The organism is Alistipes sp. An116 (genome assembly GCF_002161005.1).
Taxonomy (GTDB): domain Bacteria; phylum Bacteroidota; class Bacteroidia; order Bacteroidales; family Rikenellaceae; genus Alistipes; species Alistipes megaguti.
The window spans coordinates 232,744-256,168 of record NZ_NFLR01000003.1; the positions used below are offsets into that span (position 1 = coordinate 232,744).

General features: G+C 59.8%; 15 protein-coding genes. 9 read left to right on the forward strand and 6 right to left on the reverse strand.

The window, feature by feature from the left end:
• Window positions 1-2: 2 nt before the first annotated feature.
• The 8 genes from mfd to B5E60_RS03445 all read left to right on the forward strand — a co-directional run bounded on the left by mfd (window position 3) and on the right by B5E60_RS03445 (window position 12,842).
• Window positions 3-3,344, forward strand: coding sequence for a transcription-repair coupling factor (gene mfd, locus B5E60_RS03410; protein ID WP_087309475.1), 3,342 nt, complete (start codon window positions 3-5; stop codon window positions 3,342-3,344).
• Window positions 3,341-4,081, forward strand: coding sequence for a type III pantothenate kinase (locus B5E60_RS03415; protein WP_087309476.1), 741 nt, complete (start codon window positions 3,341-3,343; stop codon window positions 4,079-4,081). Before mfd ends, B5E60_RS03415 begins: the two co-directional genes overlap by 4 nt.
• On the forward strand, window positions 4,056-5,435 hold the full coding sequence (locus B5E60_RS03420) for an OmpP1/FadL family transporter (protein WP_204246437.1): 1,380 nt from the start codon (window positions 4,056-4,058) through the stop codon (window positions 5,433-5,435). The genes B5E60_RS03415 and B5E60_RS03420 overlap by 26 nt, the downstream gene beginning before the upstream one ends.
• Window positions 5,436-5,501: 66 nt before the next feature.
• Window positions 5,502-6,836, forward strand: a complete 1,335-nt coding sequence (locus B5E60_RS03425) for a tetratricopeptide repeat protein (RefSeq protein ID WP_087309478.1) — start codon at window positions 5,502-5,504, stop codon at window positions 6,834-6,836.
• Window positions 6,837-6,866: 30 nt separating this feature from the next.
• The gene (lptC, locus tag B5E60_RS03430; RefSeq protein WP_087309479.1) at window positions 6,867-7,628 is read left to right on the forward strand and encodes an LPS export ABC transporter periplasmic protein LptC; all 762 of its coding nucleotides are present in this window, start codon (window positions 6,867-6,869) and stop codon (window positions 7,626-7,628) included.
• Between the two features lie 22 nt (window positions 7,629-7,650).
• On the forward strand, window positions 7,651-8,913 hold the full coding sequence (locus B5E60_RS03435; protein ID WP_087309480.1) for a hemolysin family protein: 1,263 nt from the start codon (window positions 7,651-7,653) through the stop codon (window positions 8,911-8,913).
• Between the two features lie 78 nt (window positions 8,914-8,991).
• The gene (locus B5E60_RS03440) at window positions 8,992-11,022 is read left to right on the forward strand and encodes a peptidylprolyl isomerase (protein ID WP_087309481.1); all 2,031 of its coding nucleotides are present in this window, start codon (window positions 8,992-8,994) and stop codon (window positions 11,020-11,022) included.
• Window positions 11,023-11,699: 677 nt separating this feature from the next.
• Window positions 11,700-12,842, forward strand: coding sequence for an iron-containing alcohol dehydrogenase (locus tag B5E60_RS03445; protein WP_087309482.1), 1,143 nt, complete (start codon window positions 11,700-11,702; stop codon window positions 12,840-12,842).
• A gap of 371 nt (window positions 12,843-13,213) precedes the next feature.
• Here B5E60_RS03445 and scpA read toward each other — a convergent pair whose 3' ends face one another.
• Both scpA and B5E60_RS03455 read right to left on the reverse strand, forming a co-directional pair.
• Window positions 13,214-15,352 (reverse strand): methylmalonyl-CoA mutase, encoded by a 2,139-nt coding sequence (scpA, locus tag B5E60_RS03450; protein ID WP_087309483.1) that lies wholly within the window; start codon window positions 15,350-15,352, stop codon window positions 13,214-13,216.
• A gap of 2 nt (window positions 15,353-15,354) precedes the next feature.
• Complete coding sequence (locus tag B5E60_RS03455) at window positions 15,355-17,202, reverse strand: methylmalonyl-CoA mutase family protein (protein ID WP_087309484.1); 1,848 nt, start codon at window positions 17,200-17,202, stop codon at window positions 15,355-15,357.
• 624 nt (window positions 17,203-17,826) lie between these two features.
• Between B5E60_RS03455 and B5E60_RS03460 the strand changes: the two genes are divergently transcribed.
• Window positions 17,827-19,983 (forward strand): glutamine synthetase III family protein, encoded by a 2,157-nt coding sequence (locus tag B5E60_RS03460; RefSeq protein ID WP_087309485.1) that lies wholly within the window; start codon window positions 17,827-17,829, stop codon window positions 19,981-19,983.
• Between the two features lie 243 nt (window positions 19,984-20,226).
• Here B5E60_RS03460 and rpsU read toward each other — a convergent pair whose 3' ends face one another.
• The 4 genes from rpsU to B5E60_RS03480 form a co-directional block, all read right to left on the reverse strand.
• Window positions 20,227-20,418, reverse strand: a complete 192-nt coding sequence (gene rpsU, locus B5E60_RS03465; protein ID WP_087309486.1) for a 30S ribosomal protein S21 — start codon at window positions 20,416-20,418, stop codon at window positions 20,227-20,229.
• A gap of 135 nt (window positions 20,419-20,553) precedes the next feature.
• Window positions 20,554-21,618, reverse strand: coding sequence for a helix-hairpin-helix domain-containing protein (locus B5E60_RS03470; RefSeq protein ID WP_087309487.1), 1,065 nt, complete (start codon window positions 21,616-21,618; stop codon window positions 20,554-20,556).
• 12 nt (window positions 21,619-21,630) lie between these two features.
• Window positions 21,631-22,443 (reverse strand): N-acetylmuramic acid 6-phosphate etherase, encoded by an 813-nt coding sequence (locus B5E60_RS03475; protein WP_087309488.1) that lies wholly within the window; start codon window positions 22,441-22,443, stop codon window positions 21,631-21,633.
• Complete coding sequence (locus B5E60_RS03480) at window positions 22,403-23,254, reverse strand: ATPase (RefSeq protein ID WP_087309489.1); 852 nt, start codon at window positions 23,252-23,254, stop codon at window positions 22,403-22,405. The genes B5E60_RS03475 and B5E60_RS03480 overlap by 41 nt, the downstream gene beginning before the upstream one ends.
• Window positions 23,255-23,425 lie beyond the last annotated feature (171 nt).

Here is a 23,425-nt window from a genome sequence, read left to right on the forward strand (position 1 = left end):
GCATGGCAACCCCTCGCGAGCAGTTGGCACAGTTCGCCGCCGGATCAAAAAAACTCGACGCCCTGTGCCGCGAATACCGGAAACGGAGCACCACCGTCCATCTCCAGGAGTTGGTCGGCGGGGCTCTGTCGTTTTATGCGGCAGCGGCCATAGCCCGCTGCGGCGGCGTGCATCTCTTCGTGGCCGAGGACCGCGATGTGGCCGCCTATCTGCTCAATGACTTCTACAACCTGCTCGACGAAGAGCGGGTCTGCTTCTTCCCGTCGTCGTACAAGCACTCGGCGGCCAACGGCGCCGAGGATGCCCAGGGGGTGGTGCAGCGCACGGCCACGATGAATGCCCTGCGGGCCTTCGGCGGCGCAAAGGGGGAGTATCTGGTGGTTTGCACCTATCCCGAGGCGCTGGCCGAACGGGTGGCCGATGCCGAGGTGCTGCAGCGCAAGACGATTGCGGTGCGGGTCGGAGCCCGGATTTCGATCGAGGTGCTCGAACAGGAGCTCGTCGACGGGGGCTTCACCCGCGTCGACTTTGTCTACGAACCGGGCCAGTATTCGCTGCGCGGCGGCATCGTCGACGTCTTCTCCTACTCGGAGAGCAAACCCTACCGTCTGGATTTCTTCGGCGACGAGGTCGACTCGATCCGGCGGTTCAACATCTCGAGCCAGCTGTCGGCCGACAAGCTCGACCGCGTGGAGATCATCCCTGACCTGAACAGCGGCGAGACGGCTGCGGCACGGGTTTCGCTGGCGCGTTTTGCGGGGGCCGATGCGGCGTGGTGGTTCTACGACGCGGATTTCGTGCTGCGCCGGGTGAACGACGTGCGGCGCAAGACGCTGGGCGATCTGGAAGAGCCCGGGCTGATCGACCAGCTGCTGACGAGCCGCAACGGCCTGCTGGAGGATCTGCAGCAGAACCGGCTGTTCGTCCTGCGCGACAATCTGCCCGAACGGCCCGTGACGTCGGGCGTGAAGTTCTCGACCTCGCCGCAGCCGAAGTTCAACAAGAACTTCGAGTTGCTGGCCGACGACATGATCCGCAACGCGCTGCGGGGTTACGAGACGTGGATTCTTTCGGAAAACCGGGCGCAGGTCGAACGCCTCGAGAACATCTTCCACCAGATCGGCCGCGGACAGGCCGTCGTGCGGTCGCTGGCCGTGACGCTGCACGAGGGTTTCGTGGACAACGATCTGAAACTCTGCCTCTATACCGACCACCAGATCTTCGACCGCTATCAGCGCTACCGGATCAACGGCGAGATCCGCCGTGACGAGCAGATGACCGTGGCGGAGCTGAACCAGCTGCGTCCGGGCGACTACGTGGTCCACATCGACCACGGCGTGGGTCGTTTCGACGGACTGGTGAAGATCAACGAGGGGGGCAAGACCCACGAGGCGATCAAGCTGGTCTACAAGGATGGCGACGTGCTGTTCGTCAACGTCCACTCGCTGCACCGCATCTCGCGCTACAAGTCGGGCGACGGCGAGCCGCCGAAGATCTACAAGCTGGGCACCGGCGCCTGGCAGAAGCTGAAGAATGCCACGAAGAAGGCTGTCAAGGACATTTCGCGCCAGCTGATCGCCCTCTACGCCAAGCGCAAGGCCTCGAAGGGCTTTGCCTTCTCGCCGGACAGCTACCTGCAGCATGAGCTGGAGGCTTCGTTCCGCTGGGAGGATACGCCCGACCAGCAGGCGGCCACCGAGGCCGTCAAGCGTGACATGGAGTCCGACCAGCCGATGGACCGGCTGGTGTGCGGTGACGTGGGCTTCGGCAAGACCGAGGTGGCCATCCGTGCGGCCTTCAAGGCGGCGTGCGACGGCAAGCAGGTGGCCGTGCTGGTGCCGACGACGATCCTGGCGCTGCAGCACTACCGCTCGTTCAGCGAGCGGCTGCGCGACTTCCCGGTGCGGGTCGAGTATCTCAACCGCACGAAATCCGCCAAGGAGGTCAGGCAGATCTGCGCCGATCTGGCCTCGGGGAAGATCGACATCCTGATCGGCACGCACAAGATGCTGGGCAAACAGGTCGTTTTCCACGATCTGGGGCTGCTGATCATCGACGAGGAGCAGAAGTTCGGCGTGGCGGCCAAGGAGAAACTCACGGAGATGAGCGTCTCGGTCGATACGCTGACGCTGACGGCGACGCCCATCCCGCGCACGCTGCAGTTCTCGCTCATGGGTTCGCGCGACCTGTCGGTCATCTCGACGCCGCCGCCCAACCGACAGCCGATCATCACCGAATCGCACGTCTTCTCGGAGGAGATCATCCGCGACGCCATCGAGACGGAGCTGGCGCGCGGCGGCCAGGTCTACTTCGTCCACAACCGCGTGGAGGATCTGCCGACGCTGCAGGGGATGATCACGCGCCTCTGCCCGAAGGCCCGCGTCGGGGTGGGACACGGCAAGATGCCGGCCGAACAGCTCGAGAAGCTCATCATGGACTTCATCTACGGGGAGTTCGACGTGCTGCTGTCGACGACCATCGTCGAGAACGGCATCGACATCCCGAACGCCAATACGATCATCGTCAACAACGCCCAGCACTTCGGACTGAGCGACCTGCACCAGCTGCGCGGCCGCGTGGGACGTTCGAACCAGAAGGCCTACTGCTACCTGCTCACCCCGCCGGACGAGCTGCTGACGCCTGATGCACGGCGCCGTCTGCGGGCCATCGAGGAGTTCTCGGACCTGGGTTCGGGCTTCAACATCGCCATGCAGGACCTTGACATCCGCGGTGCGGGCAACCTGCTGGGGGCCGAACAGAGCGGCTTCATCGCCGATATCGGCTTCGAAACCTACCAGAAGATCATGAACGAGGCGATTGCCGAACTGCGTGCCGAGGGACTCCAGATGCCCGATCTGGGCCAGGAGGAGCAGCAGGTCGTCGGCCGCATGAACTTCATCGACGACGCCCACATCGACATCGAGGTCGAGGCGTCGCTGCCGGACGACTACGTTTCGCAGCAGGCCGAGCGTCTGAAGCTCTATCGCGAGCTGGACTCGACGAAGGACGAAGCGGCGCTCGAGGCCTTCGAGAGCCGGCTGGTGGACCGCTTCGGACCGCTGCCGCGTGCCGCGCGTGAGCTGCTGAATGTCGTGCGGCTGCGCTGGGAGGCCATCCGCCTGGGCATGGAGCGTGTCAAGGTCAAGAACGGCCTGATGATCGTGCAGTTCGTGGGCGAAGAGAATTCACCTTATTATAAAAGCGAAACCTTCATGACGCTGCTGCAGCGGGTGACGCAGCATCCCGACCGTTTTGTGCTCAAGCAGCACAATAATCGGCTGGCGATGACCGTTAGGAATATCAAAGACGTGGAGGACGCATACAAAACCTTGCAAGAGCTTTGAATCTGCTTGTGGACATAGGCAATTCGCTGGTCAAGCTCGCCGCGTTCGACGGGGGACGGCTCATTGCCCAGACCAGTACGCGATACCTCCAGCCGTCGGTTTTCGAGGAGATCCTGCCGGGACACCGGGCCGAACGCGCCATCGTGGAGTCGACACGGGGCGATGCCGACGAAATCCTCTCACAGGTGCACGAACACGCGGATTACGTGCTGGAATTCACGCCTCAGACGCCGGTTCCGATCGCCAACGCCTACCGTACGCCCGAGACTCTGGGCCGCGACCGGCTGGCGGCCGCCGTGGGCGCCACGGTGCTCTATCCGGGTCGCAACGTGCTGATCGTCGACTTCGGGACGGCCGTAACGATCGACCTGGTGACGGCTGACGCCACCTTCCGCGGCGGGTGTATTTCGCCGGGCATGCGGACCCGTTTCAGGGCGCTGCACGACTATACGGCCAAGCTGCCCCTCTGTTCGGCGACCGGGAGCGAGGAGCTGCAGGGCCTCTCCACCGAGGAGGCCATCCGGCTGGGGGTGATGAACTCGCTGACCTTCGAAATCGAGGGCTATATGAGCCGGATGCGGGAAAAAATCGACGATTTGTGCGTAATTTTTACCGGAGGAGACGCGAAATACTTTGCGAAAAGAATTAAAAACACGATATTTGCAAATTGTAATCTGGTCTTTTGCGGATTGGATCGAATTTTAGAGTACAATGCCAGTGAAGAACACCTTGAGTAAGCTACTTGTCGCAGCAGCGGCGCTGTTCCCTGTTGCCGTCGCGGCCCAGACAAGCAGTATCAATGCCTTCTCGCCCTATACGATGTACGGAATCGGTGAGGTGAATACCCCCGGAACGCTCCCGATGCGGTCGATGGGCGGCGTGGGCGTGGCCATGCGTTCGACGGGTGTGGTGAATCTGCTCAATCCCGCGGGATTCAGCGCCGCCCCGCAGAAGACCTTCCTCTTCAACTTCGGTCTCGAGGGCCAGAACTACTACAATTCGCAGAAGGTCGCCGGCGAGGCCAAGAGTACGGTTTACAATACGTTCAATTTCCACGATATCGCCTTTCAGCTGCCGGTGGCCAAGCGGCTGGGCCTGGGCTTCAGCCTGACGCCCTACAGCTCGGTGGGCTACCGCACGAAATACTACCACGAGTACGACCCGACGGATCCCGTCTACGGCAACGTGGGCAACATCCAGTACAACTACCAGGGCGACGGCGACATCACGGAGGTGAAGGTCGGTCTGGGCTGGGAGGTCTTCAAGAACTTCTCGATCGGCGTGGCCGCCCAGTACTACTGGGGCTCGATCAACCGCTCGTTCGTGATGACCCCGACGGCCATCACCGGTGACGGGACCTACGTTTCGTCGGTGGGCAGCGACGTCTACAGCGTCTCGAGCATCAAGGGACAGGTGGGCGTACAGTGGAGCCCGATTCTGAACCAGAAGCGGATCCTGACCGTGGGTGCGGCGTTCGACTTCGGCGGCGACCTGAACCCGGAGGTGACCAAGAAGATCTACGTCGGCGACCTCTACAACACGACGGTCAAGGGCGATACGACGCATCTGAAGCTGGTGCTGCCGCATCAGTTGGCCGTGGGCCTCTATTACCAGACGGCCAAATGGGCCATGGGCGTGGATTACGTCTACCAGAACTGGGGCGGACGCAACACGGCTTCCGAAATGACGGGTATGAGCGGTACGGGCGAAAACCGTACGTCGTATCTGGTCGAGTATGTCAATACGAGTACGGTCAAACTGGGCGTGGAGTTTACGCCCAACCGGTATGATATTCGAAATTTCCTGCGGCGGTGGTCCTACCGTGCGGGCTTCCGCTACGGGACCTACAACCAGTCCTTCAACGGCGAACGCCTCGGACAGTGGGCCGTGACGGCGGGCTTCGGTATTCCGGTGAAGCTGTGGGCCGTATCGTCGGTCGATGTGGGGGTTGAGTACGGACGCCGCGCCTACAACGTCGCCGAACGGCTGGGGCTGGTCCGTCAGCAGTATTTCAAGATTGCGGTGGGCTTCACGCTCTTCGCCGGCCAGGAGAACGGCGAGTACTGGTTCATGCGGCCCAAGTACGATTAATCCCCGGACGAAGACTCCAAAAACGATAAAGGCAAACGACAATACAACAAAAAATTAATCTGACCAATGAAAAACGTAAAATTCCTGCTCACCGCTGCATGCTCGCTCTTCGCGTTCGCGGCGCTGGCTCAAGATTTCAGTGATCCGAAGTACGCGATCTGGGGTGATACGCCCGAGGAGCGTCAGCAGAACATTCTGAACAGCAACTTCCTCAAGGAGTCGTGCGACAACAAGGACTACAATGCCGCCGCCCACTATCTGAAAGAGCTGCTGGACAAGTGCCCGAAGGCCTCGGAGAATACCTTCGTGCGTGGAATTACGCTTTACAAGAACAAGATCAACCGCGCCAAATCGCTTGACGAGAAGAACATGTATGTCGACTCGCTGATGCTGATCTACGATCTGCGCAACAAGTATTTCGGCGACCATCCGAAGCGCGGTACGGCCTATATCCTCGACCGCAAGGCCCGTGAATATCTGACCTACAAGCCGAGCGACCGTGCCGGTATCCGCGAGGCCTTCCGCGAGGCCATTGCCGCCGGTGGCGACAACACCGATCCGGAGACTGTCGTGGCCTATTTCTCGAACCTCTGCGACGACTACAAGAATACGGACGAGGTGATGCCGGACGAGGTGCTTGCGGAGTACGAGCGTCTGGAGCCCTTCTTCGCAAAGCATCCCGAGGCTGCCGAGTACAAGGCGCAGTTCGATGCCGCGTTCGGACTGAGCGGTGCGGCCAGCTGCGAGAACCTCGAGAAGCTTTACCGGGCGAAGATCGAGGCTGCACCCGACGATGAGGCGCTGCTGGCCCAGGCCGTGGGGATGATGTCGCGGGCCAAGTGCGACGGCGACTTCTACTTCACGATCGCCGAGAAGTACTATCAGATGAAGCCCTCGTCGGAGACGGCCATGTTCCTGGCCCAGGCCTTCCAGAACAAGGGTGACTATGCCAAGGCCATGACCTACCTGAACGAGGCGCTGGCCGTCGAGCAGGATCCGGCCGAGCGTCAGAAGCTCCTCGTGCGCATCGCCCTGGTGGGTCTGGTTGCCAACGACATTTCGGAGGCCGCATCGGCCGCCCGTCAGGCCCGTGATCTGAATCCGGAGGACGGCGTGCCCTATTTCGTGCTGGCACAGTGCTATGCTTCGTCGGCAGCCGCCTGCGGCGGATTCGCCGGTCAGGCTACCTTCTGGGCCGCCTACGACACGATGGCCAAGGCCGTCGAGCTGCTGCCGAGCGACTCGGAGTACCTCGAGCATGCCAAGACCTCGCTTTCGGCATTCCGCAGCCGCTTCCCCAACTCGGAGGAGTGCTTCTTCAACGAGCTGCAGGAGGGTGCCCGCTATACGGTGACCTGCGGTACGGCAGCCGGCGTCACGACGACGGTCCGCACCCGCTAATTCCGCTCCGGGAGCACGAAACGCATTTCCATGAGGAAACGCATCATTCGATACGCACAGGTAGCACTCTCCGTGGTGGGGAGTGCTATCTTGCTATTCTCGTGTTCGGGAGAGACGCAGGATGCGAAGTCGTCGGCCGAAGAGGCGATGATGACCGAATACAGCGAGGATCTGTCGATCATCAATTCGCAGAACGGACGGCGTTCGTACCATTTCGTCACGCCGCTGCTGGAGGGTTATACGCTGGCGCGGGAGCCCTACCGGGAGTTCCGCAAGGGAATCAAGATCACGACCTACCAGGATGATTCGCTCTCGTCGGTCGATGCGGTGCTGACGGCCAACTATGCCATTTACTACCAGAATCGCGAACTGTGGGAGGCCAAGGGCAATGTCGTGGTGGAGAAGTCCGACGGCAAGACGCTCTATACGCAGCAGCTCTTCTGGAATGCGCGTACGGGGAAGATCTATTCGAACGTCGATTCGAAAATCGTGCAGAACAACGGTCGCGACGTCTTCATCGGCGAGGGATTCGAATCGGACGAGGAGTTTAAGGACTGGCGTTTCCGCAGGATGAAGGGACGCATGGAGGTGGAGATGAAGCAGCGTGCCGATTCGACATCGGCGGACTCTTCGGCGGTACGGCCTGCGGCGGAGCGGCCTGCGGCCGGGCGTCCGGCTCCGACTCCGGTGAAGCCCGTTCCGGAGTCGAACCCCGTCCCGTCGGCCAAACCGGCTCCGGCCGGCTCCGCAGTGGAGGCTCCGCGCCCCGTGCGAAACATCAAGGCCGAATGACTACACAGAAAAGTGGAAAGCTATGGTGCAATCGCTCATACTGATCGTGGTCATGCTGCTGCTGTCGGCCTTCTTCTCGGGGATGGAGATCGCCTTTACGAGCAAGAACCGGCTCAAGCTGGAGATCGACCGCAAGCAGAACCGGATGTTTGACCGCATAGCAGAGGTCTTCGCCCGCCATCCGGGGCAGTACATCACGACGATTCTGGTCGGCAACAACATTGCGCTGGTGGTCTATTCACTGGCCATGTCAATGCTCCTGCGGGAACTCTATGCGGCCTTCGGGTGGGAGGAGCTGGCCCGCGAGGGGTCGGTGGCCATTGATACGGCCGTTTCGACGCTGATCATCATCTTTTTTGCGGAGTTCCTGCCCAAGTCGGTTTTCCGCAACGACCCGAATTTCTACTATCGGGCACTGGCTCCGGTGATCTACTTCTTCTACATCGTGCTCTATCCCATAGCCCGTTTCACGACGCTTTTGTCGCATGGAATTCTGTGGCTTATGGGGCGACGGGTCGAGGAGAAGAACATAGCTCCGGGGTTTGACCGCGAGGATCTGGCCTCGCTGCTCGAGGCCGGGGGGCAGGAGACCCACACCGAACCCGATGCCGAACTGAAACTCTTCCAGAATGCGCTGGATTTTGCCGACCTGCGGGTACGGGACTGCATGGTGCCGCGCGTGGATGTCGAGGCTGTGGATATCGACGAGACGACGATCGACCAGCTGGCCGACCGTTTCATCGAGACGAAGTATTCGCGTATCTTCGTCTGGCGGAAGTCGATCGACAACATCATCGGATATGTCAATTCGAAGAGTCTTTTCACGCGTCCGGAACAGATCTCGGATGTGATGATGGAGGTCAATTTCGTGCCGGAGACCATGCCGTTGCAACTCGTGCTGGAGAATTTCATCAAGCACCGGACGAACATTGCCGTGGTGATTGACGAGTTCGGCGGTACGGCGGGCATCATCTCGCTGGAGGACGTGCTGGAGCAGATCTTCGGCGAGATCGAGGACGAACACGATGTGCCGGATCTGGTCGAGAAACAGGTCGGACCGGACGAATATGTCCTCTCGTGCCGTCTGGAGGTGAAGTATCTCAACGAACGCTACGGTCTGGGCATCGAGGAGAGCCGCGAATACGATACGCTGGCGGGTTTCATCATCTACAATTACGAGGGGATTCCGGCCGCCGGCGAGACGATCGTCGTCGACGGTCTCCAGGTTCGGATTCTCCGCACGACGCGTTCCCGTCTCGAACTGGCGCGGGTGAAAAAATTGTAACGCATACAGGCCTCTATTTGCGAATATTTTACTACCTTTGGCTGATCTAACGAAACAATACGAATAATTAACATTTATATGGCAAGTTTAAACACCTTACGTACCAAGTTCGGCGTCGTGCTTTCGATCATCATCGCATTCGCCCTCTTGGCCTTTATCCTCTCCCTGAAGACCGAAATGGGCTTCTCGGGCAATGATCCCCGTGTCGGCGTGATCGACGGCGAGAAGATCAACTATTCGGAGTATTACGACCAGTACGAGCAGATCAAGGCTCAGAACAACGTGCAGGAGAGCGACGAGCAGCAGTCGGCCATGCTGGCCAACGCCGTCTGGCAGTCGCTGATCGCCAAGTATGTCTACACGCCGGGTTTCGAGCGTCTGGGACTGCGTGTGACCGAGTCCGAGCGTATGGCCATGGCCAGCGGTCAGCAGCCTTCGCAGACCTTCTACAACGCCTTCACCGATCCGCGTACGGGACAGTACAGCGTAGATGCCATCAACCAGTTCCTGGCCCAGGCCGAGACCAATCCGCAGGCTGCCCAGATGTGGTCGCAGCTCAACGAACAGGCCTGCATGGAGCGTGAGATGCAAAAGTTCTTCGGGCTGATCAAGGGAGGTGTTTACGTCAATTCGCTGGAGGTGGCTCAGGGTGTCAAGGGCGCCAACGAGACCTTCTCGGGCAAGTGGATCGGCAAGAAGTTCGCTTCGGTGCCCGATTCGCTGGTGTCGGTTTCGTCGAGCGACCTGAAGGCCTACTACAACAGCCACAAGGATCAGTTCAAACAGACGCCGTCGCGGACGCTGTCGTATGTCGTGTTCGAGGTTTCGCCTACGGATGACGACCTGCTGGCTCTGGAGAAGAACGCTGCGGAGGTGGGCAGGAATTTTGCCGTCGCCGAGGATGTGAAGGCCTTCGTGCGGGGCAATCGCAACGGACATGTTGCCGAGAATTACGTAACCGCCGCCCAGCTTTCCGATGAGGAGGCCAAGGCTCTGATGGCCGGTGAGATGTACGGACCGGTGCTGAAGAACAACGAGTGGACGATGGCCCGTGTGCTGGATTCGAAAGTGGCTCCCGACTCGATCGGTATCCGCCACATCGTGCTGCCCTATACGCAGGAGGCGCTGGCCGACAGCTTGCTGACGGTGGCCCGTCAGGGCGGTGATTTTGCTGCGTTGGCTTCGCAGTACTCGGTCTATGACGCTACGGCCGCCAATGGCGGAGACGTAGGGGTGCTTCCCTTCTCGTCCTTTACGGGTGAATTCGTCGAGAAACTGGCCGGCGTGAAGACGGGTGATATCGTCAAGATCGCCTCGGGCGACGCCATCCAGCTGATGCAGATCTACCGTACCGGCAAACCCACGAAGCATCTCCAGGTGGCATCGATCACCTATCCGGTGGAGGCTTCGGCAGCAACGCGCCGTGACATCCACAACCAGGCCGGATCGTTCATGGTCAATGCCAAGGGGTCATCGGAGGCCTTTGCCGATGCCGCTTCGGAGGCTGCCGTGACGCCGCGTGTGGCTACGCTGACTCAGGGCGATCGGACGATCCGCGGTCTGGACGACTCGCGTGACGTGGCCCGCTGGGCATACGGTGCCAAGAAGGGCGATGTTTCGGAGATCTTCTCCGTAGGCAAGGATTACGTGATTGCCATGCTGACCGATATTGACGACGATGATTATGCTTCGCTGCAGAAGGTTGCGGCTCAGGTTCGGGCCCAGGTGCTGCGCGACAAGAAGTACGACTATATCCTCAACGAGCTTTCGGGATCGACGCTCGACGAGCAGGCCAAGAGCCTCGGCTCGGAGGTCGGCGACTTCTCGGGTGTGGCTTACGGAGCATTCTATATCGACGGCATCGGTGTTGAGCCGCGTCTGGTTGGCGCGATTGCCTCTTCGGAGAAGGGTGCCTTGTCGGCACCTGTGAAGGGTCTGTCTGGGCTCTATATCTTCCAGGTGGATGATATCCAGACCTCGGAGAAGCAGACCGCCGAGGGTGAGAAGGTTCGCGCACAGGCAATGGCCGAAGGAATGGCCCAGCAGTTTGCTCTGCCGGCCGTTCAGCAGATGGCCGATATTCAGGATCTGCGCGGCAAGTACTTCTAACCGCCTGGACCGCAGAAGCCCGGGGTGCTGTAAAGGGGCTGCGGTAAATGGTACGGTAACCGGGGGTGCAGTAACCGGGGCTGTAGTTATTGGGTCGCTGAAACCGGGGTGCATAAATAGTACGGTAGCGGAGGCAGTAACTGGGTCGCTGGAAACGGGCAGTAACCGGAGCCATAGTAGCTAAGGCTGCCGTAAACAATACGGTAATCGGGACGCGCGGTAACCGTGCAGTACCCCGAGAACTCAAATAACCGGAGAAAGGCGGGTGCGAAATCCTGTCGCTCGGTGATCCCTGAGTGGTTTGCGGGAAGAGGCATTGCCTCTTCCCGCTCTTTTATTGCCTGTATTCCAGGTATCTTTCCCGTTTCAACTATGCATCCTCGGTCCGTACCTTGGCTCCTGCCACCGACGCCCTTTGTTCCTGCCACCAATGCGTTTACTCCTGTCTCGGATGTGCTCTGCTCCCGTTGCCTCACCCCTATGGCCTTCTCGTCCTGCCTACAGGCGGCAGATCTCTTTTCCGGCCGCCTTTACGGACCGTTCCCGTTTGGACAGACTCTTTCCCGACCGGTTCTCTGCCCGGTTGTCTGCGCGTCGCATCGTTCGGCTGCGTGGCGCCTTTCTTACGTAATCTTGCGAAAATTTGTTATCTTTGTAACAACAAACCCTCTTTTGTTATGAACAATTTCATCTATCAGAATCCGACCAAACTGGTCTTCGGCAAGGGGCAGATTGCCCGTCTTCCGGAACTCATCCCGGCCGACCGTCGTATCATGATCACCTTCGGCGGCGGAAGCGTTAAACGCAACGGCGTCTATGACCAGGTTGTCAAGGCCCTTGAAGGGCGTGATTTCATCGAATTCTGGGGAATCGAGGCCAATCCTTCGGTGGAGACGCTGCGCAAGGCCATCGCCCTTGGAAAGGAGAAGAAGGTTGACTTCCTGCTGGCTGTAGGCGGAGGATCGGTCATCGACGGTACGAAACTTGTCTCGGCGGGACTGCTCTACGATGGCGATGCTTGGGATCTCGTCCTCAAGGGCAGTTATTCGAAGACCGTGCCGCTGGCTACTGTTCTGACGATGGCCGCCACAGGCTCCGAGATGAACAGCGGTGCCGTCATTTCGCGCTACGAGACCAAGGAGAAATACGCCTTCTACAGCCACTATCCGGTCTTTTCGATCCTCGACCCCGAGACACTCTTCTCGCTTCCGAAGCGACAGATTGCCTGCGGACTGGCCGATACGTTCGTGCATGTGCTCGAGCAGTATATGACCACGCCGGGTCAGTCGCTGTTGATGGACCGCTGGGCTGAGGGAATCCTCCATACGGTCGTAGAGACGGCTCCGAAGGCCCTCTCCGACGAGCGTGATTACGACACGATGTCCGAGTACATGCTCTCGGCGACGTTGGCTCTGAATGACATGATCCGCATGGGTGTGACGCAGGACTGGGCAACGCACATGATCGGCCACGAACTGACGGCCCTGCACGGGCTGACCCACGGTGCTACGCTGGCCATCGTCATCAACGGAACGCTGCGTGTGCTGCGCGACCAGAAGCACGGCAAGTTGTTGCAGTTTGGTGAGCGGATCTGGGGCATTACGGGCGGCAGCGATGAGGAGCGTATTGACCGGACACTGGTCCGTACCGAGGAGTTTTTCCGTTCGCTGGGACTCTCGACGCACCTCTCGGAGGAGGGGATCGGCCAGGAGACAATTGCCGAGATCGAGCGTCGGTTCAATGCTTCGGGCGTCCACTACGGTGAGGCCGGGAACGTCGACGGAGCGATGGCCCGCCGCATCCTCGAGGCCTGCCTCTGACACCTCTTGTTCCTGATCCGATACCATCCCGTACGACCGCGGAGTCGTGCGGGATTTTTTATCGGTGTTTCCCAAAAACACTTTCCGATTCGCCGGGCCGTCGTTCTCCTCACCGCCACAGTGGCGTCTTTCTCTGCACCAACCTTTCACGGGCCATTCTTTCTGATTGCTCCTCCCTGGCGGTGTCTCTCCGTGTTGTCTTTTTCCGCACCGCTCCAGAGGTGTCTCTTTCTCGGCGCCATTCTTCCCGGCGGCGTCCTTTCCCGCGTTAATCTTCCCGGGAGTTTCTCTCCACAAATCCTCCCCACCTCACGAAAAATCCCCTCCGGCCGAGGGGCCGAAGGGGATCGGAAAGTCAATTCAGGGAGGAGTTACTCGCCCAGCAGGATCTCGAGGATCTTGATGGCAGCCGTGGCGATCGGCGTACCGGGGCCGAAGATGGCGGCGGCACCGTCGCGGTAGAGCTCATCGTAATCCTGGTGAGGAATCACACCGCCGACGATGACGACGATATCCTCACGTCCGAGTTTCTTCAGCTCGGCGATGATCTGCGGCACGAGGGTGAGGTGACCGGCGGCCAGCGACGATACGCCCACTACGTGGACGTCGTTCTCGACGGCCTGCTTGGCAGCCTCCTCCGGAGTCTGGAACAGCGGACCCATGTCGACGTCGAAGCCGATGTCGGCATAACCCGTAGCAACGACCTTGGCACCGCGGTCGTGTCCGTCCTGGCCGAGCTTGGCGATCATGATACGCGGCTGACGGCCCTCTTTCTTGGCAAATTCGGCGCACAGCTCCTTGGCGTGCTCGAAGTTCTTGTCGTTTTTCACTTCCGAAGAGTAAACACCTGAGATGGAACGGATAACAGCTTTGTAGCGGCCTACGACAACCTCGCAGGCATCGGAGATCTCACCCAGCGTAGCGCGGACCTTGGCGGCCTCGACGGCCAGCTCGAGCAGGTTGCCCTGCTTGGTCTTCACGCACTCGGTGATGGCGGCCAGGGCCTTCTTCACGGCCTCGTTGTCACGCGTGGCGCGCAGCTCCTTCAGACGCTTGATCTGGCTTTCGCGCACGGCGGTGTTGTCCACGGCCAGAATGTCGATCGGGGCCTCCTTCTCCAGACGGTACTCGTTCAGACCGATAATCTTCTCCTCGCCGGAGTCGATACGGGCCTGCTTGCGGGCCGAAGCCTCCTCGATACGCATCTTCGGAATACCGGTCTCGATGGCCTTGGCCATACCGCCCAGCTTCTCGATCTCCTGGATGTGCTCCCAGGCCTTGTGCGCGATCTCGTTGGTGAGGGTCTCGACATAGTAGGAACCTGCCCACGGATCGACCTCGCGGCAGATCGAGGTCTCCTCCTGGATGTAGATCTGCGTGTTGCGGGCGATACGTGCCGAGAAGTCGGTCGGCAGGGCGATGGCCTCGTCCAGGGCGTTGGTGTGCAGCGACTGGGTGTGTCCCAGAGCGGCGCCCATGGCCTCGATGGCCGTACGGGCCACGTTGTTGAACGGATCCTGCTCCGTGAGCGACCAGCCCGAGGTCTGCGAGTGGGTACGCAGGGCCAGCGACTTGGGGTTCTTCGGGTTGAACTGCTTGACGATCTTGGCCCACAGCATACGTGCGGCGCGCATCTTGGCGATCTCCATGAAGTGGTTCATGCCGATGGCCCAGAAGAACGACAGACGCGGTGCGAAGGCATCGATCGACATGCCGGCATTGATACCGGCGCGCAGATACTCCAGACCGTCGGCCAGCGTGTAGGCCAGCTCGATGTCAGCCGTGGCACCGGCCTCCTGCATGTGGTAGCCCGAGATCGAGATCGAGTTGAACTTCGGCATGTTCTTCGACGTATACTCGAAGATGTCGGCGATGATCCGCATCGAGAACTCGGGGGGATAGATATAGGTGTTGCGCACCATGAACTCCTTGAGGATATCGTTCTGGATCGTACCCGAGAGCTGATCCAGCGTGCAACCCTGTTCGAGACCCGTGACGATGTAGAAGGCCAGAATGGGCAGCACGGCGCCATTCATGGTCATCGACACGGACATCTTGTCCAGCGGAATGCCGTTGAAGAGGACCTTCATGTCCTCGACGGAGCAGATCGAGACACCGGCCTTGCCGACGTCGCCTACGACACGCGGGTGATCGGCGTCATAGCCGCGGTGCGTAGCCAGGTCGAAGGCCACCGACAGACCCTTCTGACCGGCGGCGAGGTTGCGGCGGTAGAAGGCGTTGGACTCCTCGGCGGTCGAGAATCCGGCGTACTGACGGATCGTCCACGGACGCATCACGTACATCGTCGAATAGGGACCGCGCAGGAACGGTGCGATACCGGCGGCATAGTTCAGGTGCTCCATGCCTTCGAGGTCTTCGGCCGTATAGGTTCCCTTGACGGGAATGCGCTCGGCCGTAAGCCACGGTTCCACCTGACCGCAGCCTTTCGAGGCGCAGCAGCTCTTCTGCTGGGCGCCTTCGTATTTGAGTTCTGAAAATTTAGCTCTCATCGTTAGATTCCCATCTCTTTAAGGTAAAACTTCAGCGTTTCGAGGACATTGGACTTCACGTTGATGAAGTTCTTGATGCCCTTCTCCTCGAGTTCGGGCATGCAGGCCGGGGCACCGGCAACCACCAGGATGGCCTTGCCGCCGAGCAGTTCCTTGACTTTCGGGGCAACCTCGGCGTAGTCGTCGTCCGAAGCGCAGACCACGACGATTTCGGCTTTCGACTCGAGAGCGGCCTTGACGCCCTCCTCCACCGATTTGAAGAAGGTGTTGTCAATTACGCGGATACCGGCGCAGCCGAAGAAGTTGCACGAGAACTGGGCGCGGGCGCGGGCCATGGCCAGGCTGCCGCAGGTGAGCATGAAGGCCTTGGGCTGCTTGCCCGAGCGGTCGACGTGCAGACGCATGGCCTCGAAAGCCATGGCGCCGCGGTAGGGAGCCAGCGTGTTGCCTTCGGCCATGTGGCGCGTAACGGCCTCCTGGGTGATCTCCTTTCCGGCGACCTCCGTGAAGTTGGGGTACTGGTTGGCGCCCAGCAGGATCTGGCGGCGCGTAGCGATGGCCTTGTCCTTGGCTGCGGCCGAGGCCTCGATGCGCTCCTTGATGTAGCCGGCCTTGTAGGCTTCGGTATAACCGCCCTTCTCCTCGAGTTCGAGGAAGAGCTTCCAGGCCTCGTTGGCGATCGACTGGGTGAGGTTCTCGACGTAGTACGAACCGCCGGCCGGGTCAACGACCTGGTCGAAGTGGGCCTCGTGCTTGAGCAGCAGTTCGACGTTGCGGGCGATGCGCTTCGAGAATTCGGTAGGATCCTCGAACGAGGCGTCGAACGGCGTAACCTCGAGCGAGTGAACGCCGGCGATAGCGGCGGACATGGCCTCGGTCGTACCGCGGAGCATGTTGACATAGGGGTCGTAAACCGTCTGGTTCCAGTCGGCCGTGCGGGCGTGGATCATCATCTTGCCGGCGCACTCCTTGGCGGGGTTGTATCCCTTGACGATGTTGGCCCAGAGCATGCGGGCGGCGCGGAACTTGGCGATCTCCATGAAGTAGTTCGACGTGACGGCGAACGAGAAGCGGAGCTTGCGGGCTGCGGTGTCGGCATCCAGACCGGCGTCGGTCAGACGGGCCATGTAGTCGTTGCCGGCCGAGAGGGCGAAGGCGAGCTCCTCGACGATCGTCGAACCGGAGTTGGCGAAGATGCCGGCCGAGACGGTGACGATGCGGATATGCTTGTATTCACGGGTGCGCTCGATGAGCGACTTGATCTTGGCGAAGCACTTTTCGCCGTTGGGCGAGCAGAAGTCGCCCTTCTGGGAGAGACCCTTGACGATGGGGTCGATGCAGAAGGCGACGTTGGCCTCGGCGGCGATGCCCTCCTTTTCGAGTTTGTCGATCACCAGGCCGGCGATGCGACCGGTGTGCATGCCGCAGAAGGTGATCTCGATGGCCGGGATGTGGATTTCGGCGAGCAGCTGATCGAGGTCAGCGGCCGAGAAGTCCTCCCTGGCGATGGAGAAGCCCAGCGAGTCGACGCCCGAGTTGAGGAGCTTGAGCGCCTCGGCGTTGGCCTCCTTGGGGCACTTGACCTCGATGGTCTGATGCACGTGCCAGTGGTTGTTGGCGCGCGTACCTCTCACGTAGGGGAACTCGCCTGCCTGCGAGCCCAGGAACCGGATGCCCTCGAGGTTTTCGGCACGGTAGTAGGGGCGGACGTTGAATCCCTCGCCCGTACGCCATACCAGTTTACGCTCGTAATCGGCACCTTTCAGGTCGGCTGCGATCGCCGCTTCCCATACTTCGGTCGGGACCGGGGGGAACTCGGTGAACAGCTTTTCACGTTTGGTATTTGCCATAACTGTTTAGAGATTAGTATGAGTGTTCTTGCTCTTAGTTTCAAATTTGCACGTAAAGGTACGAAATAATTGGGGATTTGTAACAAGAAATTGTTAACAAAATAACATCACAATTGTCTCCTTATTAAATAGAGTTATGTTGCCGAAGGGGGAGGATCGGTCTTGCATCGGTGGGGGAGGAGCTTGATTGAGGAGCTTAATGGTTGAATAATGTTCTTTATATCCTCGAATTCGAGAAAAAATCAAAAAGTGCTGATTTTGGCTGTTTGTCGATTTTTTGAGGCTGTTTTTCGGAAAACTGCCCTCAAAAAACGAGTATTGCTCTGAAAAATGGGGTTATTTTCCGGAAAAATGCCTTAAAAAATGCAATTTTCTCGAAAAAATACATTTTTTGAAAAATAACGTAACGGAAATATTTTTACATTTGCATCCAGAACAACCGATATACCGGAGCGGGAGAATGCCCGGGTTAGTTAGGTCGGTGATTTCTGCCGGGAGGCAGTGGTCCGGAAAATTTCAGGTTAGGTTTTAGTTTGCAATTATCGCGTCTTTCTCCCGCTCCGTTTTTTTTGAGAAAACTCATTTCAAACAGATAGGTATATGTCATCATTGCTCAGATTCAAAATGGTCGATGCGGCGATCAACCATACCGCCGTTGAGGTGAAGGCCCCGGAGGGTCGTCCCTCGGACTACTTCGGAGAGAAGGTCTTCGGACGTGCCGCCATGCGCAAGTACCTCGACAAGCGGACCTACGCCGCTCTGCTCGACACGATGGAGAACCGCACGCCGCTGACGCGTGAGGTCGCCGACAGCATTGCCGCCGGTATGCGGCAGTGGGCCCTGGAGCACGGCGCCGACCACTATACGCACTGGTTCCAGCCGCTGACGGGCGGTACGGCCGAGAAACACGATGCCTTCGCCGAGCCCGACGGCAACGGAGGCGTACTGGAGGAGTTCTCCGGCAAACTGCTCGTGCAGCAGGAGCCCGATGCCTCGTCGTTCCCCAACGGAGGTATCCGCAATACGTTCGAGGCCCGCGGCTATTCGGCCTGGGATCCCACCTCGCCGGCCTTCATCGTCGACACGACGCTCTGCATCCCGACCGTCTTCATCGCCTATACGGGCGAGGCGCTCGATTACAAGGTGCCCCTGTTGCGTTCGCTGACGGCCGTCGGAACGGCTGCCACGGAGGTCTGCCACTACTTTGACAAGAATGTCGAGAAGGTCTTCTCGTATCTGGGTTGGGAGCAGGAGTATTTCCTCGTCGACGAGAGCCTGTGGGCCGTTCGTCCCGATCTGGTGCTGACGGGCCGCACGCTGATGGGCCACGAGTCGGCCAAGAACCAGCAGCTCGAAGACCACTATTTCGGCGCCATTCCGGCCCGTGTGATGGCCTTCATGAAGGATCTCGAGTATGAGTGCCTGAAGCTGGGTATTCCGGTCAAGACGCGTCATAACGAGGTGGCTCCCAATCAGTTCGAGCTGGCTCCGGTCTATGAGGAGGTCAACCTGGCCAACGACCACAACCAGCTGCTGATGACCATCATGGACAAGATTGCCCGCCGTCACCAGTTCCGCGTGCTGCTGCACGAGAAGCCCTTCAAGGGAATCAACGGTTCAGGCAAGCACAACAACTGGTCGCTCGGCACCGATACGGGTGTCAACCTGCTGGGGCCGGGCAAGACGGCTGGTGAGAATCTGCAGTTCATCACTTTTCTGGTGAATGCCATTTCGGCCGTCTACAAGCACAACGGACTGTTGAAGGCTTCGATCATGAGCGCCACGAATGCCCATCGTCTGGGCGCCAACGAGGCACCCCCGGCCATCATCTCGACCTTCCTCGGAACGCAGGTTTCGGCCGTGCTGGACAAGCTGGAGGCCTCGAAGAGCGACGACGCCATCCGTTTCGATGCGAAGAACGTCTTCAAGATGAGCGGCATTTCGCACATCCCGACGCTGCTGATCGACAATACCGACCGTAACCGCACCTCGCCGTTCGCCTTCACGGGTAACCGCTTCGAGTTCCGTGCCGTAGGTTCGTCGGACAACTGCGCCGAGGCGATGATTGTCCTCAATACGGCCATGGCCAACGAACTGACGGAGTTCAAGAAGAAGGTTGACGCCAAGATCGAAGGCGGCATGAAGAAGGAGAAGGCCATCTACGAGGTGCTCAAGGAGATGATCAAGGCCTGCAAGGCGATCCGCTTCGACGGCAACGGCTACTCGGACGAATGGAAGGAGGAGGCCGCCCGCCGCGGTCTGGACTGCGAGACTTCGACGCCGCTGATCTTCGACCGCTACCTGGATGCCGAGAGTCTGAAGATGTTCGCCGACATGGGTGTCTTCTCGAAGGTTGAACTCGAGGCCCGCACCGAGGTGAAGTGGGAGACCTATACGAAGAAGATCCAGATCGAGGGACGTGTGCTGGGCGACCTGGCGATGAACCACATCGTGCCGATCGCTTCGAAATACGAGGCCGAACTGCTGGACAAGGTCTACAAGATGTCGCAGATCCCGGGTCTGAATGCGGAACCGGACATCCGTCTGATCAAGAAGATTCAGGACCATACGGCCGAGATTCAGCGCCTGACGGGCGAGATGATCGACGCCCGCAAGGTGGCCAACAAGATCGAGGATCAGCGCGAAAAGGCGATTGCCTACCACGACACGGTATCGGTCTATTTCGATCAGATTCGTCGCCACATCGACAAACTCGAGGAGATCGTCGACGATCAGATCTGGCCGCTTCCGAAATATCGCGAACTGCTGTTCATCCGGTAATTTGCCGCAGATGGATTTTGGATCGGGTCCGGTGCTTGCACCGGGCCCTTTTTTGTGGCCGCGCGGGGACCGTGCGAAAAAAAGGCCGGCGGTGTGATGCGATGGGGACGGTGTGAAACGGAGACCGGCGGTACAAGGTGGCGGCGGGCCGTGCACAAAAAAGGAGGGTGCAATGCCCTCCCCGGATAAAAAGAGGGGGGGGAGATGATTTTTTCTCCCCCCCCCTGTCTCGTTGCCGAGTGCTTAATCCTGGTCGCGGTACATGTGCTCGACGTAAATGGCGTGCTGCATCGCCTCGCGCTTGGCCACCGAAGGTTTGGTGAAGTACTGGCGACGACGGAGCTCCTTGAGGACACCCGTACGCTCGTATTTACGTTTGAACTTCTTCAGGGCGCGCTCGATGTTTTCGCCCTCTTTTACCGGCATGATGATCATAGTATTCTGTGTTTTTTTGTTGTTGTAATCGTTTTTGGTCCGGCCGTTGCCGTTCCGTGTCTGTTGGTTCTGCGGGGGACGTATCCTCGATGCGTTTTTTTTTTTTTTTTTCCCCCCCCCTCCCCGATGGGTTGTCTACTTGTCGGCTGATCCGCTGTGCGACCCGAATTGCAGATAGGGAGCCAGCCGTGCTGCCTCCTCGCGGGTCAATATGTTCTGTTCGATCAATTCTTCAGCGGTACTCCAACCTCCTTTCAACTGTCTTTGCTTGAGTAGTCTCCTCAACGTCTGCGGCGCGATGTAGGGATGGCGTCCCAACGTTTTCGGACTTGCAAAGTTAATATCAATTTTCCGAATTTTGCAACTGTCGCAGTAAATTTGTTTCAAAATTTTTTCGTAATTGCTCTCCGTGACTCCCGGAACCTCTGCGAGTTGCTCGACACGGACGAATCCGCCGAGGCGTTCGCGGTAGCGCATGATGGTTTCGACGGTGCGCGAGCCGATCCCCACGACGGAGCGCAGCGTGGCCGAATCGGCCGAATTGATCTCGATGGGTTCTTCGATGGGCGGGGCCTTCCGTTCGGGGAAGATGACGTAGGGCTCCAGCGCCTCGGCGACCGAATCGCTGACGACGAAGCATTCGCGCAGCTCCTCCATGTCGTAGATGCCGTGCAGATCGCGCCAGCGGATGAACGTCTCGGCCTGCCGTTTCGACAGGGCGCCGATGGCCCTCAGGTAGCGGGCCGAGACGGTGTCAATGCGGAAGGGGACGGGAGCCAGCGGTTCGGGGAGAATGCGCCCGCTGCGGAACTCCTGCGGGGCGATGGCGTATTTGCGGCCGATGCGGATCCAGGGGCGGAGCCGGCGGTAGAGCGAGTCGTTGATCCCGTAGCAGAGGGTCAGATCCTCGGGGATGCGGAAGACCTTGCCGGCGGCGCGGTACTTGAGCAGGCTTACGGCCTCGTATTTCGAGAGTCCGAGAGCGAGCAGCTCGTCGAACGAGGCCGTGTTGGGATCGAAGTGGCGCATGACGATGCTGTCGGTCGTCTGCTGCCGTTTCTCGTATTCGCGTTCGATGCGCCGGGCGGCCTCCGGATCGGCCTTCGGGCGGATCAGCACCACGGCCGCAATGACGAGGACGGCCAGCGGCAGAAAGACGGCTACGGCGCGGATCTCACGTTCGGAAAAGAATCTGGGCATGTTTGTCTCTTTTTATCGGGATTTCAGCTCTTCGATCGCGCGTTTGACCGATCCCCATCGGAGCAGTGCCCCGCGTGCCTCCTCTTCCGGAAGGCTGGTGGTTTGGGCGACCATGCGGGTTCCGCGGTCGACGAGTTTGTTGTTCGTGAGCTGCATGTTGACCATGCGGTTCCCCTCGACCCGCCCCAGGCGGATCATCACCGTGGTCGACAGCATGTTGAGCATCATTTTCTGTGCCGTTCCGGCCTTCATGCGGGTCGAGCCGGTGACGAATTCGGGTCCGACGACCGCTTCCAGCGCGTAGTCGGCCTCGGCGGCGACGGGCGAGCGAGGGTTGCAGACGACGGCTCCGGTCAGCAGGCCGTGGCGCCGCGCCTCGCGAAGTCCGCCGATGACGTAGGGGGTGGTTCCCGAGGCGGCGATGCCGACGAGCGCATCGTCGGCCGTGGGGTGGTAGGGGGTCATGTCGCGCCAGGCGCCCTGCAGGTCGTCTTCGGCGTGCTCGACGGCGCGGCGCAGGGCTCCGTCGCCTCCGGCGATCAGCCCGATCACCCGATCGAACGGTATGCCGAACGTCGGCGGCAGCTCCGAGGCATCGGTTACGCCGAGACGCCCGCTCGTCCCGGCGCCGATGTAGAAGAGCCTCCCGCCGCGGCGCATCCGTTCGACGATGCGCTCGACGAGCTGCTCCATCGTGGGGATGGCCTTCCGTACGGCCTCATGCACGTGGGCATCCTCGCGGTTGATGGCGACCAGCAGGTCGTGGGTCGACATCTCCGGCAGGTTATCGTATTCCGAACTCTGTTCCGTAATTCGCTTCTCCATGGTGATAGCGGATGAGCCCTTCGGCGGGCGATTCGACAATGGTTCCGACGCGAAGACCCTCGTCGGCGAGCGCCTCGCGCAGCGGTTGCTCGAAATGGGCGGCGATGCCGCCGAGACACGCGACGGTGAGCCCTGCGGGGTAGCGTTTGAGGTTTCGGCGGGCAAACTCGCGGAATGTCTGGCTGACCATTTCTCGTATCTCGGGACACTCCATCCGGCTGTGGACAAAGGGGGCCAGCGAGGCGAGGAAACGGTTGGCCGAGGGTTCGCGGTAGACGCGGCTGATGATCTCCTCGTAGGTGAGGCGGCTCTCGGCCAGGAACTCTTCGCGCAGCGGAATGTGCCCCTTGAAGAGTCCGTTGAGCAGGGCTCGCCCGAGGGCCGAGCCGCTTCCTTCGTCGCCGAGGATGTATCCGAGCGGGGGCACCTGGCTCAGGATCACCCCGTTGCGACAATGGCAGGAGTTCGATCCGGTCCCGAGGATGCAGGCGATTCCCTCGCCGTCTCCCCACAGGGCGCGGGCCGCGGCGGTCAGATCCGATTCGATCGTGATGTCGGAGATACCGAAGCGTCGCTCCAGCTCGCGGCGGAGGCGTTGCGAGGCCTCCGGAAACGAGGCACCGCAACCGGCGCCGTAGAAGCGGATGCCGTGCAGCGCCTCGAAGTCGGGCAGCTCGTCGAGGATGCTGCGGATCTGCACGTCGGAGTACTGTACGGCATTGATTCCGTGTGTGCGTATCTCGTGCGTGCGGAGGCCGTCATCGGCAATCCACGTGCATTTGGTCGAACCGCTGTCTGCAAGAAGTATCATCGTTCGTTGGAATTCGGGCCGTAAATATCCCCGCCCGGTCCTGCAAGCGACCTTTCGGGGGCTTTTCCGCTCCTCCGTCCATTGAACAAAGATACATATATTCCATGGATTCTGGAAGAAAACGCGAAATAACTAAATTTTTTAGTTGGATAACTATAAAATATAGTTGCA

Bases quoted from the DNA above. Each gene is read 5' to 3' on its own strand.
- B5E60_RS03435 (WP_087309480.1), top strand. From the start codon at position 7,651: ATGGTGCAATCGCTCATACTGATCGTGGTCATGCTGCTGCTGTCGGCC.
- scpA (WP_087309483.1), bottom strand. From the start codon at position 15,352: ATGAGAGCTAAATTTTCAGAACTCAAATACGAAGGCGCCCAGCAGAAG.
- B5E60_RS03480 (WP_087309489.1), bottom strand. From the start codon at position 23,254: ATGATACTTCTTGCAGACAGCGGTTCGACCAAATGCACGTGGATTGCC.
- rpsU (WP_087309486.1), bottom strand. From the start codon at position 20,418: ATGATCATCATGCCGGTAAAAGAGGGCGAAAACATCGAGCGCGCCCTG.
- B5E60_RS03440 (WP_087309481.1), top strand. From the start codon at position 8,992: ATGGCAAGTTTAAACACCTTACGTACCAAGTTCGGCGTCGTGCTTTCG.
- mfd (WP_087309475.1), top strand. From the start codon at position 3: ATGGCAACCCCTCGCGAGCAGTTGGCACAGTTCGCCGCCGGATCAAAA.
- B5E60_RS03470 (WP_087309487.1), bottom strand. From the start codon at position 21,618: ATGCCCAGATTCTTTTCCGAACGTGAGATCCGCGCCGTAGCCGTCTTT.
- B5E60_RS03475 (WP_087309488.1), bottom strand. From the start codon at position 22,443: ATGGAGAAGCGAATTACGGAACAGAGTTCGGAATACGATAACCTGCCG.
- B5E60_RS03445 (WP_087309482.1), top strand. From the start codon at position 11,700: ATGAACAATTTCATCTATCAGAATCCGACCAAACTGGTCTTCGGCAAG.
- B5E60_RS03455 (WP_087309484.1), bottom strand. From the start codon at position 17,202: ATGGCAAATACCAAACGTGAAAAGCTGTTCACCGAGTTCCCCCCGGTC.
- B5E60_RS03460 (WP_087309485.1), top strand. From the start codon at position 17,827: ATGGTCGATGCGGCGATCAACCATACCGCCGTTGAGGTGAAGGCCCCG.
- lptC (WP_087309479.1), top strand. From the start codon at position 6,867: ATGAGGAAACGCATCATTCGATACGCACAGGTAGCACTCTCCGTGGTG.
- B5E60_RS03420 (WP_204246437.1), top strand. From the start codon at position 4,056: ATGCCAGTGAAGAACACCTTGAGTAAGCTACTTGTCGCAGCAGCGGCG.
- B5E60_RS03425 (WP_087309478.1), top strand. From the start codon at position 5,502: ATGAAAAACGTAAAATTCCTGCTCACCGCTGCATGCTCGCTCTTCGCG.